This is a genomic window from Sulfurivermis fontis, assembly GCF_004001245.1.
GTDB classification, from domain to species: Bacteria; Pseudomonadota; Gammaproteobacteria; order Thiohalomonadales; family Thiohalomonadaceae; genus Sulfurivermis; species Sulfurivermis fontis.
In genome coordinates this window covers 2,741,470-2,760,624 of the sequence record NZ_AP018724.1, presented here as the reverse complement: position 1 = coordinate 2,760,624, position 19,155 = coordinate 2,741,470, and the positions used below count along the sequence as shown (strand labels likewise).

Below are 19,155 nucleotides of genomic sequence, written 5' to 3'. Positions count from 1 at the left end.
TCATGACGGCGTCCTGGCAGCATTTTTCCCACGAGGCAGATATCGGTATCGCCGGCATTGCGCCGGATCTGGCCGGCGCCTTTGCCCAGGCCGCACTGGCACTCACCGCCGTGATCTGTGATCCGCAACGGGTGCGCCCCGAGCGCCTGGTGGAAATCGCCTGCACGGCGCCGGATAGAGAATTGCTGCTGGTGGACTGGCTCAACGCCTTGATCTACGAGATGGCCGTCCGCCACATGCTGTTCTCCCGCTTCGAGGTGCAGCTGGACGGCACGCGGCTGCGCGCCCGTGCCTGGGGCGAGCCGGTGGATGTGACGCGCCACCGCCCGGCGGTGGAGGTGAAGGGGGCGACCTATACTGAGCTGGGAGTGTTTCAGGATGTGCAGGGGTTGTGGCATGCGCAGTGCGTGGTGGATGTTTGAATGAAGTTTCAAGTGACAAGTTGCAAGTAGCAAGAAAAGGCCCACACTCTTCCTTGCCACTTGCCACTTGCCACTTGCCACTTGCCACTTGCCACTTGCCACTTGCCACTTGCCACTTGCCACTTGCCACTTGCCACTGGGATTCGAACATGGCTCCTCCTGAGTTGAAGCAATTGTCAGCATTCTCCTGGGAGATCGCGCCGCGTGGCGCGATGCGCGTAGCGGCGGTGCTCTTCGCCAGTCGGGCGCTGATCGATGCCATGGACGCCAAGGTGTTCGAGCAGGCCTGCAACGTGGCGACGCTGCCGGGCATCGTGCAGGCCTCCTATGCGATGCCGGATGCGCACTGGGGTTACGGCTTCCCCATCGGCGGCGTGGCGGCGTTCGATGCGGAGGAGGGCGGCGTGGTATCGGCGGGCGGGGTCGGCTTCGATATCTCCTGCGGTGTGCGCACCCTGCACACCGGCCTGACGGTGGCGCAGCTGGAACACAGCAAGACAGCGTTGGCCGATGCGCTGTTCGAGCATATCCCCGCCGGTGTCGGCAGCACCGGGGCGCTGCGTCTCAACGACAAGGCGATGGACGCCATGCTGGCCGGCGGCGCGCAGTGGGCGGTGGCGCAGGGCTACGGTGACGAGGCGGACCTGGCGCGCATCGAGGAACACGGTTGCATGCGTGGCGCCGTGCCGTCCGCGGTGTCGGCGCAGGCGAAGAGGCGCCAGCGCGATGAGATGGGGACGCTCGGTTCCGGCAATCACTACCTGGAGGTGCAGCGCGTGGCCGAGATATTCGACGCGCCGGCGGCCGCGGCCTTCGGTCTCAAGGTCGATGATGTGGTGGTGAGCATCCATTGCGGCTCGCGTGGACTGGGCCACCAGATCGGCACCGAATACCTCAAGGACATGGCCATCGCCGCCGGCGAGTACGGCATCCGGCTGCCCGATCGCGAGCTGGCCTGTGCGCCCATCGACTCACCGCTGGGTCAGCGCTACCTCGGCGCCATGCGCGCGGCGATCAATTGCGCCCTGGCCAATCGCCAGATCATCACCCATCTGACGCGTGAGGTGTTCGCGCGCCTGGTCCCCCAGGCCCATCTCAATCTGCTGTACGACGTGTCGCACAACACTTGCAAGGTCGAGGAGCATGTCATCGACGGCAAGGCGCGCCGCCTGTTCGTGCATCGCAAGGGCGCCACGCGCGCCTTCGGTCCGGGCCATCGCGACCTGCCGCCGGATCTGCGCCCCGTCGGCCAGCCGGTGCTCATCGGCGGTTCCATGGGCACCAGTTCCTACATCCTGGTCGGCACCGGGGAAAGCGAGACACGCGCCTTCAGTTCCGCCTGTCATGGCGCCGGCCGCGCCATGAGCCGCCACGCGGCGACACGGCAGTGGCATGGCCGCGACGTGGTGGACGACCTCGCTGCACGCGGCATCGTGATCCGCAGTCCGTCACTGCGTGGCGTGGCGGAGGAGGCGCCGGGTGCCTACAAGGATGTCTCTGCAGTGGTCGACGCGGCGGATGCTGCGGGCCTGGCGCGCAAGGTGGCGCGGCTGCTGCCCATGGCGTGCGTCAAGGGGTGAATCAAGGCAGATACAAGTGACAGGTTGCAAGTGAGTGAGTGCGCTGCGCGCACGGCATTGCATAACGGCACGCACGTAGCGCATTCATCCTCTTGTCACTTGTATCTGCCTTTAACTCACCGCATGAGCACATTGCACAGCGCATCTCTGTCGAAGCTGCGCGCCTGGGCAAAGCCGCCGACGAAGCGGGCGCTGTCGATGTCGAGGCGGAACAGCAGAAAATCCGAAAAATCGAACAGCCGTGCGGAGGCCGGCAGGCGCTCCAGGTAGCGCTCGCGCGCCTGGCGGTATTCCTCGCTGTCGCGCGCGACGACGACAGCCTGTCCCTGCAGGGTGACGCGCGCCAGCTCCTGCGGGTCGCCGCTGCCGTTGTCCTCTTCGCCGATCACCAGTGCCGCCTTGCCATTGGCGAGCAGATTGCCGGTGTGGGCGGCGAGCTGCGACAGGTGCAGGTAGAGGCAGCCGGCGTTATCGCCGGGTACATAGGCGACCATCGAGGCCATCGGTGAGCCGTCGGCCGCACTGGTGGCCAGGGCGGCCCAGCGCCGCTGCCGCAACAGGCGCAGCAGGCGGTTCAGCATCGAGTTGTCGTCCGTGCGCGGCGTTCCGTTCATCGCGTGTGTACCTCAGGCCGTTGATTGGCGCCGTTGCAGCAGCGGCAGCACCACGGCCGTTCCTGCAGCCAGCATGCATACAATGATGGCACCGGAGGGCAGATCAAACCACAGTGACAGCAGCAGGCCGCTGCCGTAGCCGAGGGCGCCGATGGCGTAGCCCAGTGCCAGGCCGCGCCGTGCGCCGCAGTGCCGTACCGCCAGCGCCGGCAGGATCAGGCTGGCGAACACCAGGTACACGCCGACGATCTGCACCGCCATGGTCACCGCCAGGGCAAACAACAGATAGAAGCCGGCACGCGAGCGTTGCAGATCGAGGCCGAACCAGGCGCCTAGCACCAGCAGCGTGATGCCGGCCAGCGGCAGCAGGTCCTGCCAGCGGCTCCACAGGATCTGGCCCACCAGCAGTTCATGCAGCTGTTCGCCGCCATGCGGGTCGTTGGCCAGCAGCAGGATCGCCAGCGAGGCCGTCACCACGAAGCTGCTGCCGATGATCGCCTCCTGCACCTCGGGCCACAGCCGTTCGCTCAGGTTGAGCAGGGCGGCGCCGATGAGGGCGGCGGCGAAGGCGCCGGCCTGGGTGATCCAGGCCGACTCCAGGTGCAGGATGTGGGCCAGCACCATGCCGAGGGAGGCGAACTGGGCGAGGGCGATGTCGATGAAGATGATGCCGCGCTCCAGCACGCGCCGGCCGAGCGGCACATGGCTGGCCAGTACCAGCAGTCCCGCCGCGAAGGCGGGTGCGATGATGGCGAGGTCGTCGATCACTGCGATGCCTCCAGCAGGCGTTCGATGATGTCGTCATACACGCCGAACAGATCCGTGGCCTGTTCGCTGGCACCGACGGTGAACGGCAACTCCACTGCCGCGATGCCGCTGTGCTGCGCCACCCACTGTGCCGGGCGCGGCGAATGGTAACTGGCGCGCAGGACCATGCGTACCGGCGTCTGCCGCAGGCGCTGCACCACTTCGGCCAGATAGGCCGCCGATGGCTCGACGCCGGACTTCGGTTCCAGGTCGATGACGGCCTTCATGCCCAGCCAGCGCAGCAGATAACTCCAGTTCTTGTGCTGCACCGCCACCGGCATGCCCCGGAGCGGTGCGGCGCGCTGCTCCCAGCGTGTGATGGCGGCCTGCCAGCGTTGACGGAAATCCGTCAGCCGGTGCTGGTAATGGGCCGCGTTGGCGGCATCGATCTCGGCCAGCCGTGCCGCCAGCGCCGTGGCCACCGGCAGAAGGTTGCGCGGGTCGACGTGAAAGTGCGGATTGCCGGCGGCATGGACGTCACCCGCACTGCGATCCAGGCTCGATGGTTTTTCGATCAGTTCCACGTATTGCGCCGCTTCGAACCAGCCCGGTTGCCCGGGTTGAACGCGGGGATTGCCGGATTCGCGTTGCAGCAGCGGCAGCCAGCCGATCTCCAGCTCGGCGCCGTTGCAGACCAGCAGGTCGGCGTTGCGGGCGCGGGCGATGAGCGAGGGGCGTGCCTCGATGCGGTGCGGGTCCTGGCGCGGCGTGGTGGCAACGTGGATGGCGGCCTTGTCACCGGCCAGTTCCGCCACCAGGGCGCCCCATTCCGGTTCGCAGGCGAGCACGTTCAATGCGGCGTGCGCGGCACTGTGCCACCACAGCCCGATGGGCAGCAGCAAACAGATCAGATAGCGCTTCATGCCGACCTCTCTCAGAAGCGGTGCGCGCCATGCGCGCCGAGGCTCATGGCATACTGCAGGGTGACCTGATTGTCGGTCACGCCGCGCATGGACTCGTCACGGGTCAGTTGCAGGCGCAGGCGCGAGAACTCCGACGGCGAGTAGTCCAGCATCAGACCATGGCGTGTTGGCTGGTAATCGGTGTGCTCCAGCAGGCCGGCATTGGCGCCGAAATCCACCGTGCCGGAGTCGAGCCGGTCGTAGCGGTAGCCGACGCGCCAGCGCGGCATGAACTGGTATACCGCCTGGGCATAGAAACCGGACTGGTCGGCGTTGTAGCGGCCGGTGGTGTCATTGCATACGCCGCCGTCGGCACTGTTGTCCGCGCAGGTGAGTTCGCCCTTTTCCTCGCGCTGGAAGTATTCGGCCTGCAACTTGAAATTGCGCTCGCGGCTGTTGCCGTCCGGTGCCCACTTCCACACGAAGTCCACCAGCCAGGTGTTGGAATCACCGCTGAACACGGTGAGCGCCTCGGTTTCGCTGGCATCCTCCAGGTGCGACTCGCGTGCCTTGGGGGCGGCATGCAGATACGACAGGCCGGCACGCCAGCTGTGCGACTCGTTCCAGTCGTCGCCGATGTGCACGAAGGCGGCGGTGCTGCCGGCGCCGTTCTTGTCGCCGCCTGCTTCGGCGCCGGGGAAGAACTGGCCGCGCGCGGCCTCGACGCCGAACTCGATGAAGGTGGTGGTGGGCGTCAGCCAGCGCAGTTGCACGCCGTCCTGGATCAGGTGTGCGCCGAACAGCGCCTGGTAGACCAGGCTCTGATCGGCGAAGTCCCAGGCGTGGGGGTGCTGCTCGTTGCTGTAGCCGATGCCGGACAGGAAGCGGCCGCCCTTGACGGTGAAACCCTGGCCCAGGCCGAGGGTCTGGAACCAGGCCTCCTCGATCTCCACCTCGCCATCGGCGACGGCGAAATTGGCCTGACCGCGGAAGGCCTGATCGATGTTGGCCGACAGCATCAGTTCGCTGTGATCGAGGGAGAAGCCGCGCTCGCTGCCATGGTCGTGGCCGGCGGGCAGGAAGCCGGTGATGTGGCGTTCCGCGATGTCCTCGGCGTTGAGGTAACGGCCCTGCAGGATGAGGGAGATGTCCGGATTGAAGCTGTGGTTCTCGGCGGCGCCGACGGGCGCCGCGCAGCAGGCCGCGATGGCCAGTGCAATGCGTTTCATGATTTGGCTCCTGAAATTGCAAATCAACAGGCCCGCCACGAGTAGCGGGCGGGTCAGCCGGGGATTGCTGCTGGATCAGGAGTGTGGCGGCGGGCCGCGCTGGCCCAGGGTGTGACGGTACGGCTGCGGCAGGACGGCCGCCGCCCGCGTCTGCTGCGGGATGAACGTGACCTGCGGTGACGGCAGGAACAGCGTGGCAGCGGGTGTGAGGCCGTTGCCCAGCGGACTGGCGAATACGCACACGGCGCAGCTTTCGCCGCCATGGTGGGCGTCGAGGTCGGTGCTGTGTTCCAGCTCGACCCAGGAGAACAGCAGCAGGGCCAGGACCAGAACGATGTGCAAGGCACGCTGCGACATCGGGGTGGGATAGGGGTGAAAACGGAACAGCATTCTTCAGCAACCGTGCCGGGATGTCAAAGCGCGCGCGTCACGTGCTCAGGCGCTCGAGGGCGGCGCGGGTGTGTTGCGCCAGCACGTCGTCGTCGAGCATCTGCTGCGGACTGCGGCGCAGCTTGCGGAACACGGGCAGCTGTTCGGCCCATGGCTGCTGCCGGTTGTGGCGCAGGTGCAGCAGCAGATGGGCCAGCAGCACCACGTCGGTATAGTCGGGCGCGCCATAGGGATTGCGCTGCACGTCTTCATGGCCGGCCGCCACCGCCACCATCTCCGGCGTGAAATGCCAGGCCTCCAGCACCATGGCGCCGACACGGCCGTGCAGGCGGCGCGCCAGACGGTCGGCGGTCTCGCCCGTGCCGCCCAGGCTGCGCAGGCGCAGCAGCAGCGGCAGTTTGCCGATGTCGTGCACCAGGCCCGCCAGCAGGGCCTCTTCCGGGTCGAGTTTGGTGTAGCACTGGGCGAGGGCATGACAGTGCGCGCCGATCTCCAGGCTGTGACGCGACAGGACGGCGAGCTGGCGGCCGATGTCGGCAGCGCCGCCGTGCAGCGACTGCAGCAGGGCCAGTTGCGTCACCAGCGAGCGCACCAGCTGCATGCCGAGTCGGGTGATGGCGCTCTGGATGCTGTCGATGGTCTTGTGGCCGCGGTAGCGGCTGCTGTTGGCCACCTTGAGCAGGCGTGCCGCCAGGGCGGCGTCGCTGCTGATGAGTCGCGCCAGCTGGGTGGCCGAGCAATCCGGCTGCGCCATCAGCTCGCGCACGCGCAGGGCGATCTCCGGCAGGGTGGGCAGCACCAGACGGTTGCTGGCGATCTCGCTTTCCAGCGTCCGCAGCAGGTCCTGCTCCAGGGCGGTCTGCTCCCCCTCGTCCCGCCTGGACGGCGTGTTTTCCGTCGGCACAAAACACTCCCTGTATGTGTTGTTATGTGGTGTAAATCAGTGCGTTACATCATAGCCCCGGGGCCGGGGCAAGGAAAGTTGCGGTGCAGCGGGGGATCAGCCGCCGGTCTGCGACATGAAGCGCACGACCTGGGTGGGCTTTTCGCGGAACTCGTGCTTGTGGGGTTTGCGGGCGATGGCCTCGGTGAGGAGATTGACCAGGCCGTCGTGGGAGATGCCCTGGCGCAGGTGCGGGCGCAGTTCGACGCTGTGGTCCTGGCCGAGGCAGAGGTAGAGGGTGCCGTCGACACCGAGCCGCACGCGGTTGCAGGTGTCGCAGAAGTGCTGCGAGATCGGGGTGATGAAGCCGAGCTTGAGGTCGGTGCCGGCCACCTGCACGTACTTGGCCGGGCCGCCGCCGGGCATTACGGCATCAACGAGTTCGAAGCGCTGTTCCAGCCGCGCGCGCACCTCGCGCAGATCGAGGTAGTGATCGGCGGCATCGCGGCCGGTGTCGCCCATGGGCATCGTCTCGATGAAGCGCAGGGTGTAGCCGTGCTCGATGCAGAACTGCACCATCGCCTCGACCTCGTCGTCGTTGACCCCCTTCATCACCACCATGTTGAGCTTGATGGGATGGAAGCCCGCCTGCTGCGCCGTCGCCAGACCGCGCAGCACCTTGTCCAGCGGGCCGCCGGTGATCTGTTTGAATCTGTCGGCCTGGATCGAATCGAGACTGACATTGAGGCGTGACACGCCGGCCTGTTTCAGCGCCTGCGCCTGTTTGGCCAGTTGCACGGCGTTGGTGGACAGGGACAGATCGTCGATGCCGGGAATGGAGGACAGTTGCGCCGCCAGATCGGGCAGGCCCCTGCGCACCAGCGGTTCGCCGCCGGTGAGACGCAGGCGCTGCACGCCCATGTCGGCGAAGGCGGCGACGACACGCTCGATCTCGTCGAAGTCGAGCCAGTGCTCGGGCACCTCGAAGTCGGTGAAGCCCTGCGGCAGGCAGTAAAAACAGCGCAGGTCACAGCGGTCGGTGACCGAAAGGCGCAGATAGGTGATGCGTCTGCCGTAGGTGTCGGTGAGCGTGTGGGACATGGGGTGAGTTTCTAGTCCTTCCGCCGTCATGATGCAAGTGTTTGGCGCATTTTCGCGGCGATCCGCACTACCTCTGAAGTAGTACCCCCACAGAGGATAGGGAGATGAGTCATGTCCTGTATCTGCCCGAAATAACGCCGGTTTTCCCCCTGAGCGGGTCATGGTGACGGGTGAGGGCGCAGTGGCGCTTGATTTACATCAAGTCACTACGGTGCCCAAATCCTTAGCGTTTGTGCGCATATAACGACAACGCCAGTCAGCTCAGGGGTGCAGCATGATGGATATGGCGATTAGCAGAACGCAGTTTCTGCGCGGCGATTTTCGCGGCGAGCGGCGTGCCGTGCGTCCGCCCTGGGCGCTGGAAGAATGGTTGTTCGCCGAGCGTTGCGATCGCTGCGGCCAGTGCATCAGCGCCTGTCCGCAAGGCCTGCTCAGCGCCGGGCGTGGCGGTTTCCCCAAGGTCGATTTTCAGCGCGGCGAGTGCACCTTCTGCCGCGCCTGTCTCGACAGCTGTACGCGTGGCGCCCTGCGTGCTTACGAAGGCGAGGCCCCCTGGCAGTTGCGTGTCGGCATCGGCAGCGGCTGTCTCACCCACCATGGCGTGATCTGCCGCAGCTGCGGCGAGCAATGCGATGCGCGCGCCATCCGTTTCCGTCCCACCGCCGGCCGTGTCGCGCCGCCGGAAGTCAGCACCGCGCTGTGCAACGGCTGTGGTGCCTGTGTTGCGCCCTGTCCGGCTGCCGCCATCGTCATGAGCTACGGCCCCCATCCCGTCGAGGTATCCGTATGAATGAAGCATTGAGCCAGGATGCAACCGCCATTTCCGTTGCCGGCGTGCTGGTGCATGCCGCGCCCGCGCATATCGAGCGGGTGCGGGCACAGCTGACGCAACTGCCCGGCGTCGAAGTTCACGCCGTGACCCCGGAAGGAAAGATGGTGGTGACGGTGGAAGAGAGTGCAGAGCGCATGACAGGCGAAACAGTAATGCGTCTATACGACGTCGAGGGCGTGCTGTCTGCCGCGATGATTTATCACCAATTCGAGAATGACGTTACCGAACAGGAGGCCTCGCAATGAAACTGACCAGGCGTGATTTCATCAAGACCAATGCCATCGCCGCTACGGCTGCCGCTGCCGGAATCACCGTGCCCGGTATCAACACCGCGTTGGCGTCCACAAGCAGCAAGATCCGCTGGGACAAGGCCGCCTGCCGTTTCTGCGGCACCGGCTGCAGCGTGCTGGTCGGTACCCAGGATGGCCGCGTCGTCGCCACCCAGGGTGACCCGGATGCGCCGGTCAATCGCGGTCTCAACTGCATCAAGGGTTATTTCCTTTCCAAGATCATGTACGGCAAGGATCGCCTGACCAAGCCGCTGCTGCGCATGCGAAACGGCAAGTACGACAAGGAAGGCGAGTTCACCGAGATCAGCTGGGACCAGGCCTATGACATCATGGCCCAGAAGTGGAAGGAGTCGCTGAAGAAGGATATGGCGGCCAATGCCGGCAAGCCGGCGGATCAGCTCACCTCCAGCGTCGCCATGTTCGGCTCGGGGCAGTGGACGGTGTGGGAAGGCTATGCCGCGGCCAAGCTGTACAAGGCCGGCTTCCGTTCCAACAACATCGATCCCAATGCACGGCACTGTATGGCCTCGGCCGTGGCGGGATTCATCCGTACCTTCGGTGCCGACGAGCCGATGGGCTGCTATGACGACCTGGAGCATGCCGATGCCTTCGTGCTGTGGGGTTCCAACATGGCGGAGATGCATCCGATCCTGTGGTCGCGTCTCACCGATCGCCGCCTCACCGCCAACCATGTCAAGGTCGCGGTGCTGTCCACCTTCGAACATCGCAGCTTCGAGCTGGCCGACCTGCCCATCGTGTTCGAGCCGCAGACCGACCTGGCGATTCTCAACTTCATCGCCAATTACATCATCCAGAACGGCAAGGTGAACAAGGATTTCATCGCCAAGCACGTCAACTTCAAGAAGGGTGCCACGGACATCGGTTACGGTCTGCGCCCCAATGATCCGCGCGAGCAGAAGGCGGCGAATGTCGCCACGGCCGGCAAGATGGACCCCATCGACTTCGAGGAGTACAAGAAATTCGTCGCCGAGTACACCGTGGACAAGGTGGCGCAGCTGTCCAAGGTGCCGAAGGAGCAGCTCATCGAGCTGGCCGAATTGTATGCCGATCCGAAGCGCAAGGTGGTGTCCTACTGGACCATGGGCTTCAACCAGCACACCCGCGGCACCTGGGTGAACAACCTCGTCTATAACATCCATCTGCTCACCGGCAAGATCTCCGAGCCGGGCAACGGACCGTTCTCGCTCACCGGCCAGCCCTCGGCCTGCGGCACTGCGCGTGAGGTCGGCACCTTCGCCCATCGCCTCCCCGCCGACCTGGTGGTGGCCAACGCCGATCACCGCGCCTTCGCCGAGAAGGTGTGGAAGTTGCCGGAGGGTACGCTCAACGGCAAGGTTGGCGCCCATGCGGTGTTGATGGCGCGCCTGCTGAAGGACGGCAAAATCAACTGCTACTGGCAGATGTGCAACAACAACATGCAGGCCGGTCCCAACATCAACGGTGAGCTGTACCCGGGCTGGCGTAATCCGGACAACTTCATCGTGGTGTCCGATCCCTATCCCACCGTCTCTGCCGTGGCGGCCGATCTGATCCTGCCGACGGCGATGTGGGTGGAGAAGGAAGGCGCCTACGGCAACGCCGAGCGGCGTACCCAGTTCTGGCGCCAGCAGGTGAAAGCGCCGGGCGAGGCGCAGTCCGATCTGATGCAGCTGATGGAGTTCTCCAAGCGTTTCAAGGTGGAAGAGGTGTGGCCGGCGGAACTGCTCGCCAAGAAGCCGGAGTACAAAGGCAAAACCCTGTTCGACATCTTGTTCGCCAACGGTGCGGTGAACAAGTTCCCGAAGCAGAAGATTACCGATGCCCAGGGCAACGTCTACGACAACGACGAGTCGGAACGCTACGGTTTCTATGTGCAGAAGGGCCTGTACGAGGAGTACCGCATCTTCTCCCTGGAAGGTCCGAAGAAGGGTCATGAGCTGGCCGAGTTCGATCACTACCATCAGGTGCGTGGCCTGCGCTGGCCGGTGATCAACGGCAAGGAGACGCTGTGGCGCTACAAGGAAGGCTATGACCCGCATGTGCCGGCGGGCGCCGGCTGGCAGTTCTACGGCAACAAGGACGGCAAGGCCAACATCATCGCCCTGCCCTACGAGCCGGCGGCCGAGTCGCCGGACCAGGAATACGACCTGTGGCTGTCCACCGGCCGTGTGCTGGAGCACTGGCACTCCGGCTCCATGACGCGCCGCGTGCCGGAACTGTATCGCGCCTTCCCGGATGCGGTCCTGTTCATGCATCCGAAGGATGCCGAGAAGCGCGGCCTCAAACGCGGCATGATGGCCAAGGTGGCCAGCCGGCGCGGCGAGATCACGCTGATGGTGGAGACCCGCGGCCGTAATCGTCCGCCCGAGGGACTGATCTTCATCCCCTGGTTCGACGCCGGCCGTCTGGTCAACAAGCTGACCCTCGACGCGACCTGTCCGATTTCCAAGGAAACGGACTTCAAGAAGTGCGCGGTCAAGGTGATGCGGGCGTAATGCAGCGCGGGTGAGCGGCAATGGCGGGCAGCGAAGTCAAGGCAGTATCACGGCGGCGGTTCCTGGGTGAAGTCACCCGGACCGCCTGCGGTGTCGCCTTGCTCGGGTTGGGCGTGGGACTGTACGCGCGCTCCGCCGCCTCGTTGCCGGCCGAGGCCATCCGTCCACCCGGTGCGCTGGATGAGGAGAAGTTTCTCGGCGCCTGCATCCGCTGCGGACTGTGTGTGCGTGACTGCCCGTTCGACACGCTGCGGCTGGCGGAATTGGGCGAGCAGGTGGCCAACGGCTCGCCATACTTCATCGCCCGGGAGATCCCCTGCGAGATGTGTCCCGACATCCCCTGTGTGAAGGCGTGTCCGACGGGGGCGCTGGATCACGAGCTGACCAACATCGACGACGCCCGCATGGGACTCGCGGTAGTGGTGGATCAGGAGAACTGTATCGCCTTCCAGGGCCTGCGCTGCGAGGTGTGTTTCAACATCTGCCCGGTGCGCGGCAAGGCGATCACGCTGGAGCTGCGCCACAACCTCCGTTCCGGCAAGCATGCGCTGTTCATACCGGAGGTGCATGCGGATGCCTGCACCGGATGCGGCAAATGCGAGAAGGCCTGCATCCTTGAGGAAGCGGCAATCAAGGTGCTGCCGCTGCATCTGGCGCGCGGCAAGCTCGGCAAGCACTATCGCCTCGGCTGGGAGGAAAAGCGGCAGGCCGGCGGCAGTCTGGTGGCGCCGGATCGGGAGCATCAGTACAACCTGCCGGAAGGCATGCGCTACGACTACGAAGGGCGTGGACTCATCATCGATGAGGCGGCGCCGGCCAGTCCCTATGCCGACGATCCGCTTGAGACGCTCAAGCGTGGGCAGGAAGGTCTGTGATGCGCGCGGGCCAGTATGCGGGACACGACGCCGTCGTCAGCAAGGGCTGGTGGGCAGCACACAAATGGTTGTTGCTGCGGCGTGTCAGCCAGTTGGGCATTCTGGGTCTGTTTCTGCTCGGGCCGTGGTTTGGCGTTTGGATCGTCGAGGGCTCGCTGGCATCGAGCCTGACGTTGGAGTGGCTGCCGCTCACCGATCCCTATCTGTTGCTGCAGATGCTGCTGAGCGGGGGACGGCCGATGCAGGTCGCCTGGATCGGTGCGGCGATTGTGGTGGTGTTCTATCTGCTGGTCGGCGGGCGCGCGTACTGCGCCTGGGTGTGTCCGGTGAACATCATTACCGATGCGGCGGCCTGGCTGAATCGCCGCCTGGGTTTCAAGAGTACGGCGAATTTCTCGCGCAGTACGCGCTACTGGATTCTGGCGCTGACGTTGTTGCTGGCACTGCTCACGGGCAGCCTGGCCTGGGAGTTGGTGAACCCGGTTTCCAGCGTGTATCGCGCCCTGGTGTTCGGTATCGGCTCCGCCTGGCTGCTGTTGGTGGCGCTGTTTCTGTTCGACGCCTTCGTCAGCCGGCGCGGTTGGTGCGGCCATCTGTGTCCGGTGGGGGCGTTTTACAGCCTGCTCGGTAAGGCGAGTGTGGTGCGGATCAGCGCGGTGGCACGGGCCCGCTGTAATGACTGCATGGATTGCTTCGAGGTCTGTCCGGAACCGCAGGTGATCCGGCCGGCCCTCAAGGGCGAGGCGAGCGGGGCAGGACCGCTGATCCTGTCGCCCAACTGCACCAATTGCGGCCGGTGCATCGATGTGTGCAGCAAGGACGTATTCAGGATCGACACACGCTTCAACAATTCGACAAACAACCAGTTTCTACATAAGACGGAGGTGGCGCCATGAAAAGGTCTATGGTGTTGGGTGGAGTGATGCTGCTGGCGATGCTAGCCAATGCTCCGCTGTGGGCGGCAGGCGTGGTTTCGCTACGCGGTGACCAGGAGATATCCCATGATTCCCAGGCAGTGGAGATCAAGCACTGGCAGGATCGTGATCCGATCCCGCGCGACTATGTGCAGCAGCCGCCGCTGATTCCACATACGGTCGAAGGCTATGTCATCAACCAGAAGGTCAACAAGTGCCTGACCTGCCATAGCTGGGCCAACTACAAGCAGAACAAGGCCACCAAGATCAGCCAGACTCACTTCGCCGATCGCGAAGGCAACGACCTGGCCAATGTATCGGCCCGGCGCTACTTCTGTACCCAGTGCCATGTGCCGCAGGCCGATGCCGCGCCGCTGGTGGAGAATACCTTCCAGCCGTTGCCGACGATCAGCAACCGCTGATTGTGTAGCGGCGAGCAGACGCAGTACGTCGCGCCGAGGCGCGGCGACAGTGACCACGAATGAAGAAGCGAGAGGCAGCCATGTCCAGTGCAAACGCAGACAAAAATATCCTGGCGCGCTGGTGGGGAGCGCTGAAGCGCCCCAGCACCCGCTACGCCGCGGGCTCCTTGCTGGGAATTGGTATCGTCGCCGGTATCGTGCTCTGGGGCGGCTTCAATACAGCGATGGAGGCGACCAACACCGAGCAGTTCTGCATCTCCTGCCATGAGATGGAAGAGAACGTGTACCGCGAATACCAGAACACCATCCATTACAACAACCGCTCCGGTGTGCGCGCCACCTGCCCGGACTGCCACGTGCCGAAGGAGTGGACACACAAGATCGTGCGCAAGATCCAGGCCAGCAACGAGGTGTGGCACAAGCTGCTCGGCAGCATCGACACCCCGGAGAAGTTCGAGGCCAAGCGCCTGCAACTGGCGCGGAACGTTTGGCATGCGATGAAGAAGACCGATTCGCGCGAGTGCCGCAACTGCCACGACTTCAAGTCCATGGACTATACCAAGCAGGGGCGTCGCGGCCGCATGCAGCACATCGAGGGCTTCGACGAAGGCAAGACCTGCATCGATTGTCACAAGGGCATCGCCCACTCGCTGCCGGCGATGGTCGAGGTGGACCCGTCCGCCGCCATGGGCGACGGTAAGCGGCATTGAGGTAAGGGAGCGCCGGCCCGGACAGGGGCGGGCGTGAGGCAAGGCAAAAGGGGGCGCCTGTGGCGCCCCTTTTTGCTTTGCAGTACCCGCGTAATGCGCTCGGTCTTGAGTGGTCAACCGGCGCATTTCGGCGCATAGTTATTCATGTCCGACCTTGCCGGGGTTCACATTCCGGCGCGGACACCGCGGCAGGGAATGCAGCACAACTATAAGGGTGGCAGGCAGGAGGAGCGCCCAATCACCTCTACCACGGGAGAAGAAAAATGCGCATGCAGTGGACGGAAGAGCTCGACACGGGTATTGCCGAGATCGATGTGCAGAACCGCCGCCTCGGCGATTTCATCAACACCCTGAGTGCGGCGCAGCAGACGGGGGACCGTGAGCAGACCGGCTGGGTTCTGGAGCAACTGCTGGATTTCGCAGTGAACAATTTCCTGTTCGAGGAGAAGCTCATGGAGGAGGCCAACTACGAGTTTCGCAGCGCCCACGAACGGGTGCACGAGATCTTCGTGAAGAAGCTGGCGGATTTTCGCGGCCGCTACGCCAAGGGCGATGATGTCACGGAAGAATTGCTGGCCATGTTGACCAGTTGGGTGGCCAACCACATCAAGCAGGAAGACAAACGTTACGCCGCGACGGTGCAACAGGTGATCGCGCAGGAAGGCGGCGAGACCTGGGTGAAGGGGCTCATGAAAAAGCTGTTTGGTTGAGGCACGACAGCGACAAAGCAAAAGGGGCGCCAGCAGCGCCCCTTTTGTCTGGCCTCAATGCGACGGCTTACTTGTCCAGGCTCTGGTAGTAGTCCATCAGGATCTTGGCCACTTCCGGACGGGAGAACTCCGGCGGCGGCGCCTCGCCGCGGCCGAGCATCTCGCGCACCTTGGTCCCGGAGAGGGTGATGAAGTCGTCCTTGGTGTGGTCCGGGGCCTCGCGCATCATCACGACCTTGTTCAGCTTCTTCGACCAGGCGGTGTTGTCGGCCATGAACATCTCGATTTGCAGCGCACCCTTCGGCACCTCTTCCTCGAAGATCTTCTGGGCATCGAACGGGCCGTAGTAGTCGCCCACGCCGGCATGATCGCGGCCGATGATGAAGTGGGTGGCGCCCATGTTCTGGCGGAAATAGGCGTGCAGCACGGCCTCGCGCGGGCCGGCATAGAGCATGTCGAAGCCGTAGCCGGTGACCATGGCGCTGTTCGGCTTGAAGTAGAGCTCGACCATCTTGCGGATGCAGTTGTCGCGCACAGGGGCCGGTATATCACCCTTCTTCAGCTTGCCGAGCAGCATGTGGATGACCAGGCCGTCGGCGCCGAGGCGCTCCATGGCCATGTGGCACAGCTCCTCGTGGGCGCGGTGCATGGGGTTGCGGGTCTGGAAGGCGACGACCTTCTTCCAGCCGCGCTCCTGGATTTCGTTGCGGATTTCCACCGCCGTGCGGAAGGTGTCGGGGAAGTCCTCGGAGAAGTAGGAAAAGTTCAACACCTGGATCGGGCCGGAGAGGGCGTAACGGCCCTGGCTGTTGAAGGCGGCAACGCCGGGGTGTTCGGGGTCGGTGGTGCGGTAGACCTTTTTGGTCATCGTTTCCATCTGGGCGTCGGTGACCTCTTCGATCTTCTCCACGTCCATCACGGCCAGCACCGGGTTGCCCTCGACGTTGGGGTCGCGCAGGGCGATGCGCTTGGCGCCCTTGAGGCCGTCGACCTGATCCTTGGTGGTCAGGTTCATTACCGGCACCGGGAAGAACTTGCCGTTGGTCAGGGTCATCTTCTCGGCAGCGCCCATGGCGTCGGCCACGTTCATGTAGCCCGGCAGCGGGCTGAAGTAACCGGAACCCATCATCACCGCATTGGCTGCCGCCTGGGAGGTCAGCAGCATCGAGGGCAGGGCCTCCGCCTCGTGCTTGAGGGCGTCGTGCTTGGACGGGTCGTAGACAAAGAGCGGTTTCAGTTCATCGGAACCAACAGGTTTGATCATCGGTGTCACCTCTTGTTTGAGTTTTGCTCCCGCCTGGGCGGTTAAGTGTTGTAAATCGGCGCCACCGCTGTGATTTTTGCGTTATATCAAGGCGCGCGGCGGTCGTCCGCCCGGCGCGCCGGTGGCAAGGCGAACACCATACACCAGCGCCGGAAAGGGGAAAAATAGGTTGCAGTAATGGGGGTATTAATAGGTGAAACGGCCGCCTGCGGCGCCCGGATCCTTGATATAGGACAAGGATCAGAGTGCCGCGCTCGGATTCAATCCGAAAGTGATAGCCGTCTTCGCCGGAGGGAGTAGTCCTGCCGGCGGGCGGGTGGACATAACAAACAGAAACAAGGACTGATCATGAAACAGACCAAATGGGCAGGGGTGCTCTTCGCTGTATTGTATTCCTCGCTGGCCACTGCCGCCTGGCAGGGGCGCATGACCGAGAACGACGCCATCGACAAGGCCGGCATGCAACGCATGCTGTCGCAGCGCATCCTCAAGAGCTATTGCGAACTCGGCCTGGGGGAGGACACCGGCGCCTCCCACGAGCAGTTGCAGCAGGCGGTCAATCTGTTCGAGGCCAATCTGCTGCAACTGGAAACCCTGCCGGTGGGCGAGGCGGTCAAGGCCGGACTGGCGCGGGTGCGCACGGCCTGGGCGCCCTACCGTGAACTGGCCCTCACGACCCCCTCGAAAGACAATGCACAAAAGATGCTGGCGATCGCGCACCAGCTGCTGCCGTTGACCCATGAGGTCGTGGTGCAGATGGAACAGGACGCCTCCTCGGCCACCGGCCGACTGGTCAACGTCGCCGGCCGCCAGCGCATGCTGTCGCAGCGTATGGCCATGTTCTATCTGCTCAGACTGTGGGGCGTTGGTGGTCCCGACGAAGAGGCCATGGCCGACACCGCGGCCAAGGAATACGCGGCGGGCCTGAAAGAGCTGCGCGCCTTCGGCGGCAACAACAAGGAGATGGTCGCCCTGCTCAACAACCTGGATCGCGCCTACCAGCTGCTGCTCAAGGCCCGCTCCGACAAGGCCGGCAACCTGTCCTTCCTCATCTCCACCACCTCCGAGCGCATGCTCGACGACGCCGACCAGCTCACCGCGCTGTACGGGGCGCTGGACAAGAAATAGCGCCGGGCGCGGCACATATCATGGAAAGCCGGGCCGACCCGATGACTGTCCAGGCAGATGGCATCGGGGCTGGCCCCATTCCCTTGAGTTTCTTGCTCTGGCTTCATAATATAACACTCGTTATAACTGATGCCGGGGGCACGCCATGCACTTCACGCTGAAACTTACCCAGATCGGCAACTCCGTCGGTGTGATCCTGCCCAAGGAGGCGCTTGTGCGCATGAAGCTGGAGAAGGGCGACACCGTATTCCTGACCGAGTCGCCGGACGGCTATCGCATCACCGAGTTCGACCCGGACTTCGAAAAGCAGATGACCCTGGCCGAGGAAATCATGAAGCGCCGCCGCAACGTGCTGCGGGAACTGGCCAAGTGACCGCCTTCGTCTGGCTCGATGAGGCGGTTGTCCAGGCCGTCCACGAAAGCCAGCTTGCAGAACACGGTGGCCCGGCAGGTATTCGCGATGCCGGGCTGCTCGCCTCCGCCCTCGACCGCCCGAAAAATCTTGCCGCCTATGGCGAACCCGACGCAGCCGACTGCGCCGCTGCCTACGCCTTCGGCATCGCCCGCAACCATCCCTTCATCGACGGCAACAAGCGCACGGCCTTTGTCTGCATGGAACTGTTCATGGCGCTGAACGGCATGCAACTCACCGCCGGCGATGCGGCATGCGTGCTGACCACGCTGGCGCTCGCCGCAGGCGACATGGATGAAGCCGCACTCGCGCTCTGGCTGCGGGAACACAGCGCGCCGCGCTGATTACCGACGGACACATGATGTACCGGCGGAGCCTGGGGTGAGCCGTGGTACATCCCCGGTTCTCCAAAGCGGTGGCCGGCGGTTGACTCCGACAGGGGTTACACCCTGAGCCGCAAGGCGGAGGAAGACATCATCGCAATCTTCCTCGACGGTGCCCGGCAATTCGGCCTCCAGCAGGCCGAGCAGTATCACGACCTGCTGGAAAGGACCTTCCAGTTCCTGGCCGTGAATCCGCTGGCCGCCCGCGAACGTCCCGAACTCGGCCCTCCTGTCCGTATCCATCGCATCAAATCACACATTGTGATCGATATCATCGACGCAGCCGGTGGCCTCTTCATCATCCGCGTGCGCCACGGTCACGAAGACTGGACGAAGAGTGCTGACTGAGGGCGTCGGACCCGTGCTGCCAGCGCCGACTCTTGAAGGCTGCGTGCCGATGGGCGTATAAACGAAACCACAGGCACGGACCGCTCCCCCCAGACGCCGCCCGCCGGCGCAACCGACAAGGAGGTCAGGATGCAGATCAAGGCGACCCTCAGGCCGGGACAGAACGGCACCAAGCGCTATGCCGCGCAGTACGGCGACCAGCTCATCTGCGTGCGTTACCGCTACGACCACCAGCGCCGCAAGCGCATCACCACCGTCGAGCTGGCCGTGGACGAACAGGACTGGCTGCCGGGAACCTTTATTCCCAAAGATGAACTGGTCCTGGTTCGCGTCGGCTACGGCGAATCCGAACTGCGCGAGCGCATCAAGGCGGCGGGTGGCTTTTGGGACAGGGACAAGAAACTCTGGCGCATCGCCTTCAGCAAGGCCGCGCAGCTCGGCCTGGAAAAACGGGTCGTCGATGGCGAGTTTGATTTCTGGCTCTTCCCCGTATCGAGTGGGTAG

The 19,155-nt window shown here is 64.2% G+C and carries 23 protein-coding genes; 15 read left to right on the top strand and 8 right to left on the bottom strand.

What is annotated here, in order from left to right:
* Nucleotides 1-2: 2 nt before the first annotated feature.
* Together EP379_RS13790 and EP379_RS13785 are read left to right on the top strand one after the other, a co-directional pair.
* Nucleotides 3-422 (top strand): archease, encoded by a 420-nt coding sequence (locus tag EP379_RS13790; RefSeq protein ID WP_127478353.1) that lies wholly within the window; start codon nucleotides 3-5, stop codon nucleotides 420-422.
* A 149-nt stretch (nucleotides 423-571) separates the two neighbouring features.
* A complete protein-coding gene (locus EP379_RS13785) occupies nucleotides 572-2,002 on the top strand; it encodes an RtcB family protein (protein ID WP_127478352.1) in 1,431 nt (476 codons plus the stop codon).
* 116 nt (nucleotides 2,003-2,118) lie between these two features.
* Here EP379_RS13785 and EP379_RS13780 read toward each other — a convergent pair whose 3' ends face one another.
* From EP379_RS13780 to moaA, 7 genes are all read right to left on the bottom strand, one after another.
* On the bottom strand, nucleotides 2,119-2,616 hold the full coding sequence (locus EP379_RS13780; RefSeq protein WP_127478351.1) for a HugZ family pyridoxamine 5'-phosphate oxidase: 498 nt from the start codon (nucleotides 2,614-2,616) through the stop codon (nucleotides 2,119-2,121).
* Nucleotides 2,617-2,628: 12 nt separating this feature from the next.
* Nucleotides 2,629-3,384, bottom strand: a complete 756-nt coding sequence (locus EP379_RS13775; protein WP_197722801.1) for a metal ABC transporter permease — start codon at nucleotides 3,382-3,384, stop codon at nucleotides 2,629-2,631.
* A complete protein-coding gene (locus tag EP379_RS13770; RefSeq protein ID WP_127478349.1) occupies nucleotides 3,381-4,286 on the bottom strand; it encodes a metal ABC transporter substrate-binding protein in 906 nt (301 codons plus the stop codon). Before EP379_RS13770 ends, EP379_RS13775 begins: the two co-directional genes overlap by 4 nt.
* 11 nt (nucleotides 4,287-4,297) lie before the next feature.
* A complete protein-coding gene (locus EP379_RS13765) occupies nucleotides 4,298-5,494 on the bottom strand; it encodes a porin family protein (protein ID WP_127478348.1) in 1,197 nt (398 codons plus the stop codon).
* A gap of 75 nt (nucleotides 5,495-5,569) precedes the next feature.
* Nucleotides 5,570-5,884 carry a hypothetical protein gene (locus EP379_RS13760; RefSeq protein ID WP_127478347.1) on the bottom strand — a complete coding sequence of 105 codons (315 nt, stop codon included), beginning with the start codon at nucleotides 5,882-5,884 and terminating at the stop codon, nucleotides 5,570-5,572.
* Nucleotides 5,885-5,921: 37 nt separating this feature from the next.
* A complete protein-coding gene (locus EP379_RS13755; RefSeq protein WP_127478346.1) occupies nucleotides 5,922-6,788 on the bottom strand; it encodes an HDOD domain-containing protein in 867 nt (288 codons plus the stop codon).
* Nucleotides 6,789-6,884: 96 nt separating this feature from the next.
* A complete protein-coding gene (gene moaA / locus EP379_RS13750; protein WP_127478345.1) occupies nucleotides 6,885-7,868 on the bottom strand; it encodes a GTP 3',8-cyclase MoaA in 984 nt (327 codons plus the stop codon).
* A 283-nt stretch (nucleotides 7,869-8,151) separates the two neighbouring features.
* Here moaA and napF point away from each other — a divergent pair, with 283 nt between their 5' ends.
* The 8 genes from napF (at nucleotide 8,152) to EP379_RS13710 (ending at nucleotide 15,116) form a co-directional block, all read left to right on the top strand.
* Nucleotides 8,152-8,658, top strand: a complete 507-nt coding sequence (napF, locus tag EP379_RS13745; protein WP_127478344.1) for a ferredoxin-type protein NapF — start codon at nucleotides 8,152-8,154, stop codon at nucleotides 8,656-8,658.
* The gene (locus tag EP379_RS13740; RefSeq protein WP_127478343.1) at nucleotides 8,655-8,945 is read left to right on the top strand and encodes a chaperone NapD; all 291 of its coding nucleotides are present in this window, start codon (nucleotides 8,655-8,657) and stop codon (nucleotides 8,943-8,945) included. Before napF ends, EP379_RS13740 begins: the two co-directional genes overlap by 4 nt.
* Nucleotides 8,942-11,485 carry a nitrate reductase catalytic subunit NapA gene (gene napA / locus EP379_RS13735; RefSeq protein ID WP_127478342.1) on the top strand — a complete coding sequence of 848 codons (2,544 nt, stop codon included), beginning with the start codon at nucleotides 8,942-8,944 and terminating at the stop codon, nucleotides 11,483-11,485. Before EP379_RS13740 ends, napA begins: the two co-directional genes overlap by 4 nt.
* A 20-nt stretch (nucleotides 11,486-11,505) precedes the next feature.
* Nucleotides 11,506-12,360: a ferredoxin-type protein NapG gene (napG, locus tag EP379_RS13730; protein ID WP_127478341.1), complete on the top strand. Its 855-nt coding sequence runs from the start codon at nucleotides 11,506-11,508 to the stop codon at nucleotides 12,358-12,360.
* Nucleotides 12,360-13,256 carry a quinol dehydrogenase ferredoxin subunit NapH gene (napH, locus tag EP379_RS13725; protein ID WP_127478340.1) on the top strand — a complete coding sequence of 299 codons (897 nt, stop codon included), beginning with the start codon at nucleotides 12,360-12,362 and terminating at the stop codon, nucleotides 13,254-13,256. Before napG ends, napH begins: the two co-directional genes overlap by 1 nt.
* Nucleotides 13,253-13,696: a nitrate reductase cytochrome c-type subunit gene (locus EP379_RS13720; protein WP_127478339.1), complete on the top strand. Its 444-nt coding sequence runs from the start codon at nucleotides 13,253-13,255 to the stop codon at nucleotides 13,694-13,696. Before napH ends, EP379_RS13720 begins: the two co-directional genes overlap by 4 nt.
* 80 nt (nucleotides 13,697-13,776) lie before the next feature.
* Nucleotides 13,777-14,406 (top strand): NapC/NirT family cytochrome c, encoded by a 630-nt coding sequence (locus tag EP379_RS13715; protein WP_127478338.1) that lies wholly within the window; start codon nucleotides 13,777-13,779, stop codon nucleotides 14,404-14,406.
* 263 nt (nucleotides 14,407-14,669) lie between these two features.
* The gene (locus EP379_RS13710; RefSeq protein ID WP_127478337.1) at nucleotides 14,670-15,116 is read left to right on the top strand and encodes a bacteriohemerythrin; all 447 of its coding nucleotides are present in this window, start codon (nucleotides 14,670-14,672) and stop codon (nucleotides 15,114-15,116) included.
* Between the two features lie 67 nt (nucleotides 15,117-15,183).
* Here the strand turns inward: EP379_RS13710 and sat are convergent, their stop codons facing one another.
* Nucleotides 15,184-16,380, bottom strand: coding sequence for a sulfate adenylyltransferase (gene sat, locus EP379_RS13705; RefSeq protein WP_127478336.1), 1,197 nt, complete (start codon nucleotides 16,378-16,380; stop codon nucleotides 15,184-15,186).
* 348 nt (nucleotides 16,381-16,728) lie between these two features.
* Between sat and EP379_RS13700 the strand changes: the two genes are divergently transcribed.
* The 5 genes from EP379_RS13700 to EP379_RS13685 all read left to right on the top strand — a co-directional run bounded on the left by EP379_RS13700 (nucleotide 16,729) and on the right by EP379_RS13685 (nucleotide 19,155).
* Nucleotides 16,729-17,508, top strand: a complete 780-nt coding sequence (locus EP379_RS13700) for a type IV pili methyl-accepting chemotaxis transducer N-terminal domain-containing protein (protein ID WP_127478335.1) — start codon at nucleotides 16,729-16,731, stop codon at nucleotides 17,506-17,508.
* A gap of 145 nt (nucleotides 17,509-17,653) precedes the next feature.
* The gene (locus tag EP379_RS16560) at nucleotides 17,654-17,881 is read left to right on the top strand and encodes an AbrB/MazE/SpoVT family DNA-binding domain-containing protein (protein WP_197722800.1); all 228 of its coding nucleotides are present in this window, start codon (nucleotides 17,654-17,656) and stop codon (nucleotides 17,879-17,881) included.
* Nucleotides 17,878-18,264 carry a type II toxin-antitoxin system death-on-curing family toxin gene (locus EP379_RS16555; RefSeq protein ID WP_197722799.1) on the top strand — a complete coding sequence of 129 codons (387 nt, stop codon included), beginning with the start codon at nucleotides 17,878-17,880 and terminating at the stop codon, nucleotides 18,262-18,264. The genes EP379_RS16560 and EP379_RS16555 overlap by 4 nt, the downstream gene beginning before the upstream one ends.
* Nucleotides 18,265-18,315: 51 nt before the next feature.
* A complete protein-coding gene (locus EP379_RS13690) occupies nucleotides 18,316-18,651 on the top strand; it encodes a type II toxin-antitoxin system RelE/ParE family toxin (protein ID WP_127478333.1) in 336 nt (111 codons plus the stop codon).
* 129 nt (nucleotides 18,652-18,780) lie between these two features.
* Entirely contained in the window at nucleotides 18,781-19,155 is a 375-nt protein-coding gene (locus EP379_RS13685; RefSeq protein WP_127478332.1) for a hypothetical protein, read from the top strand.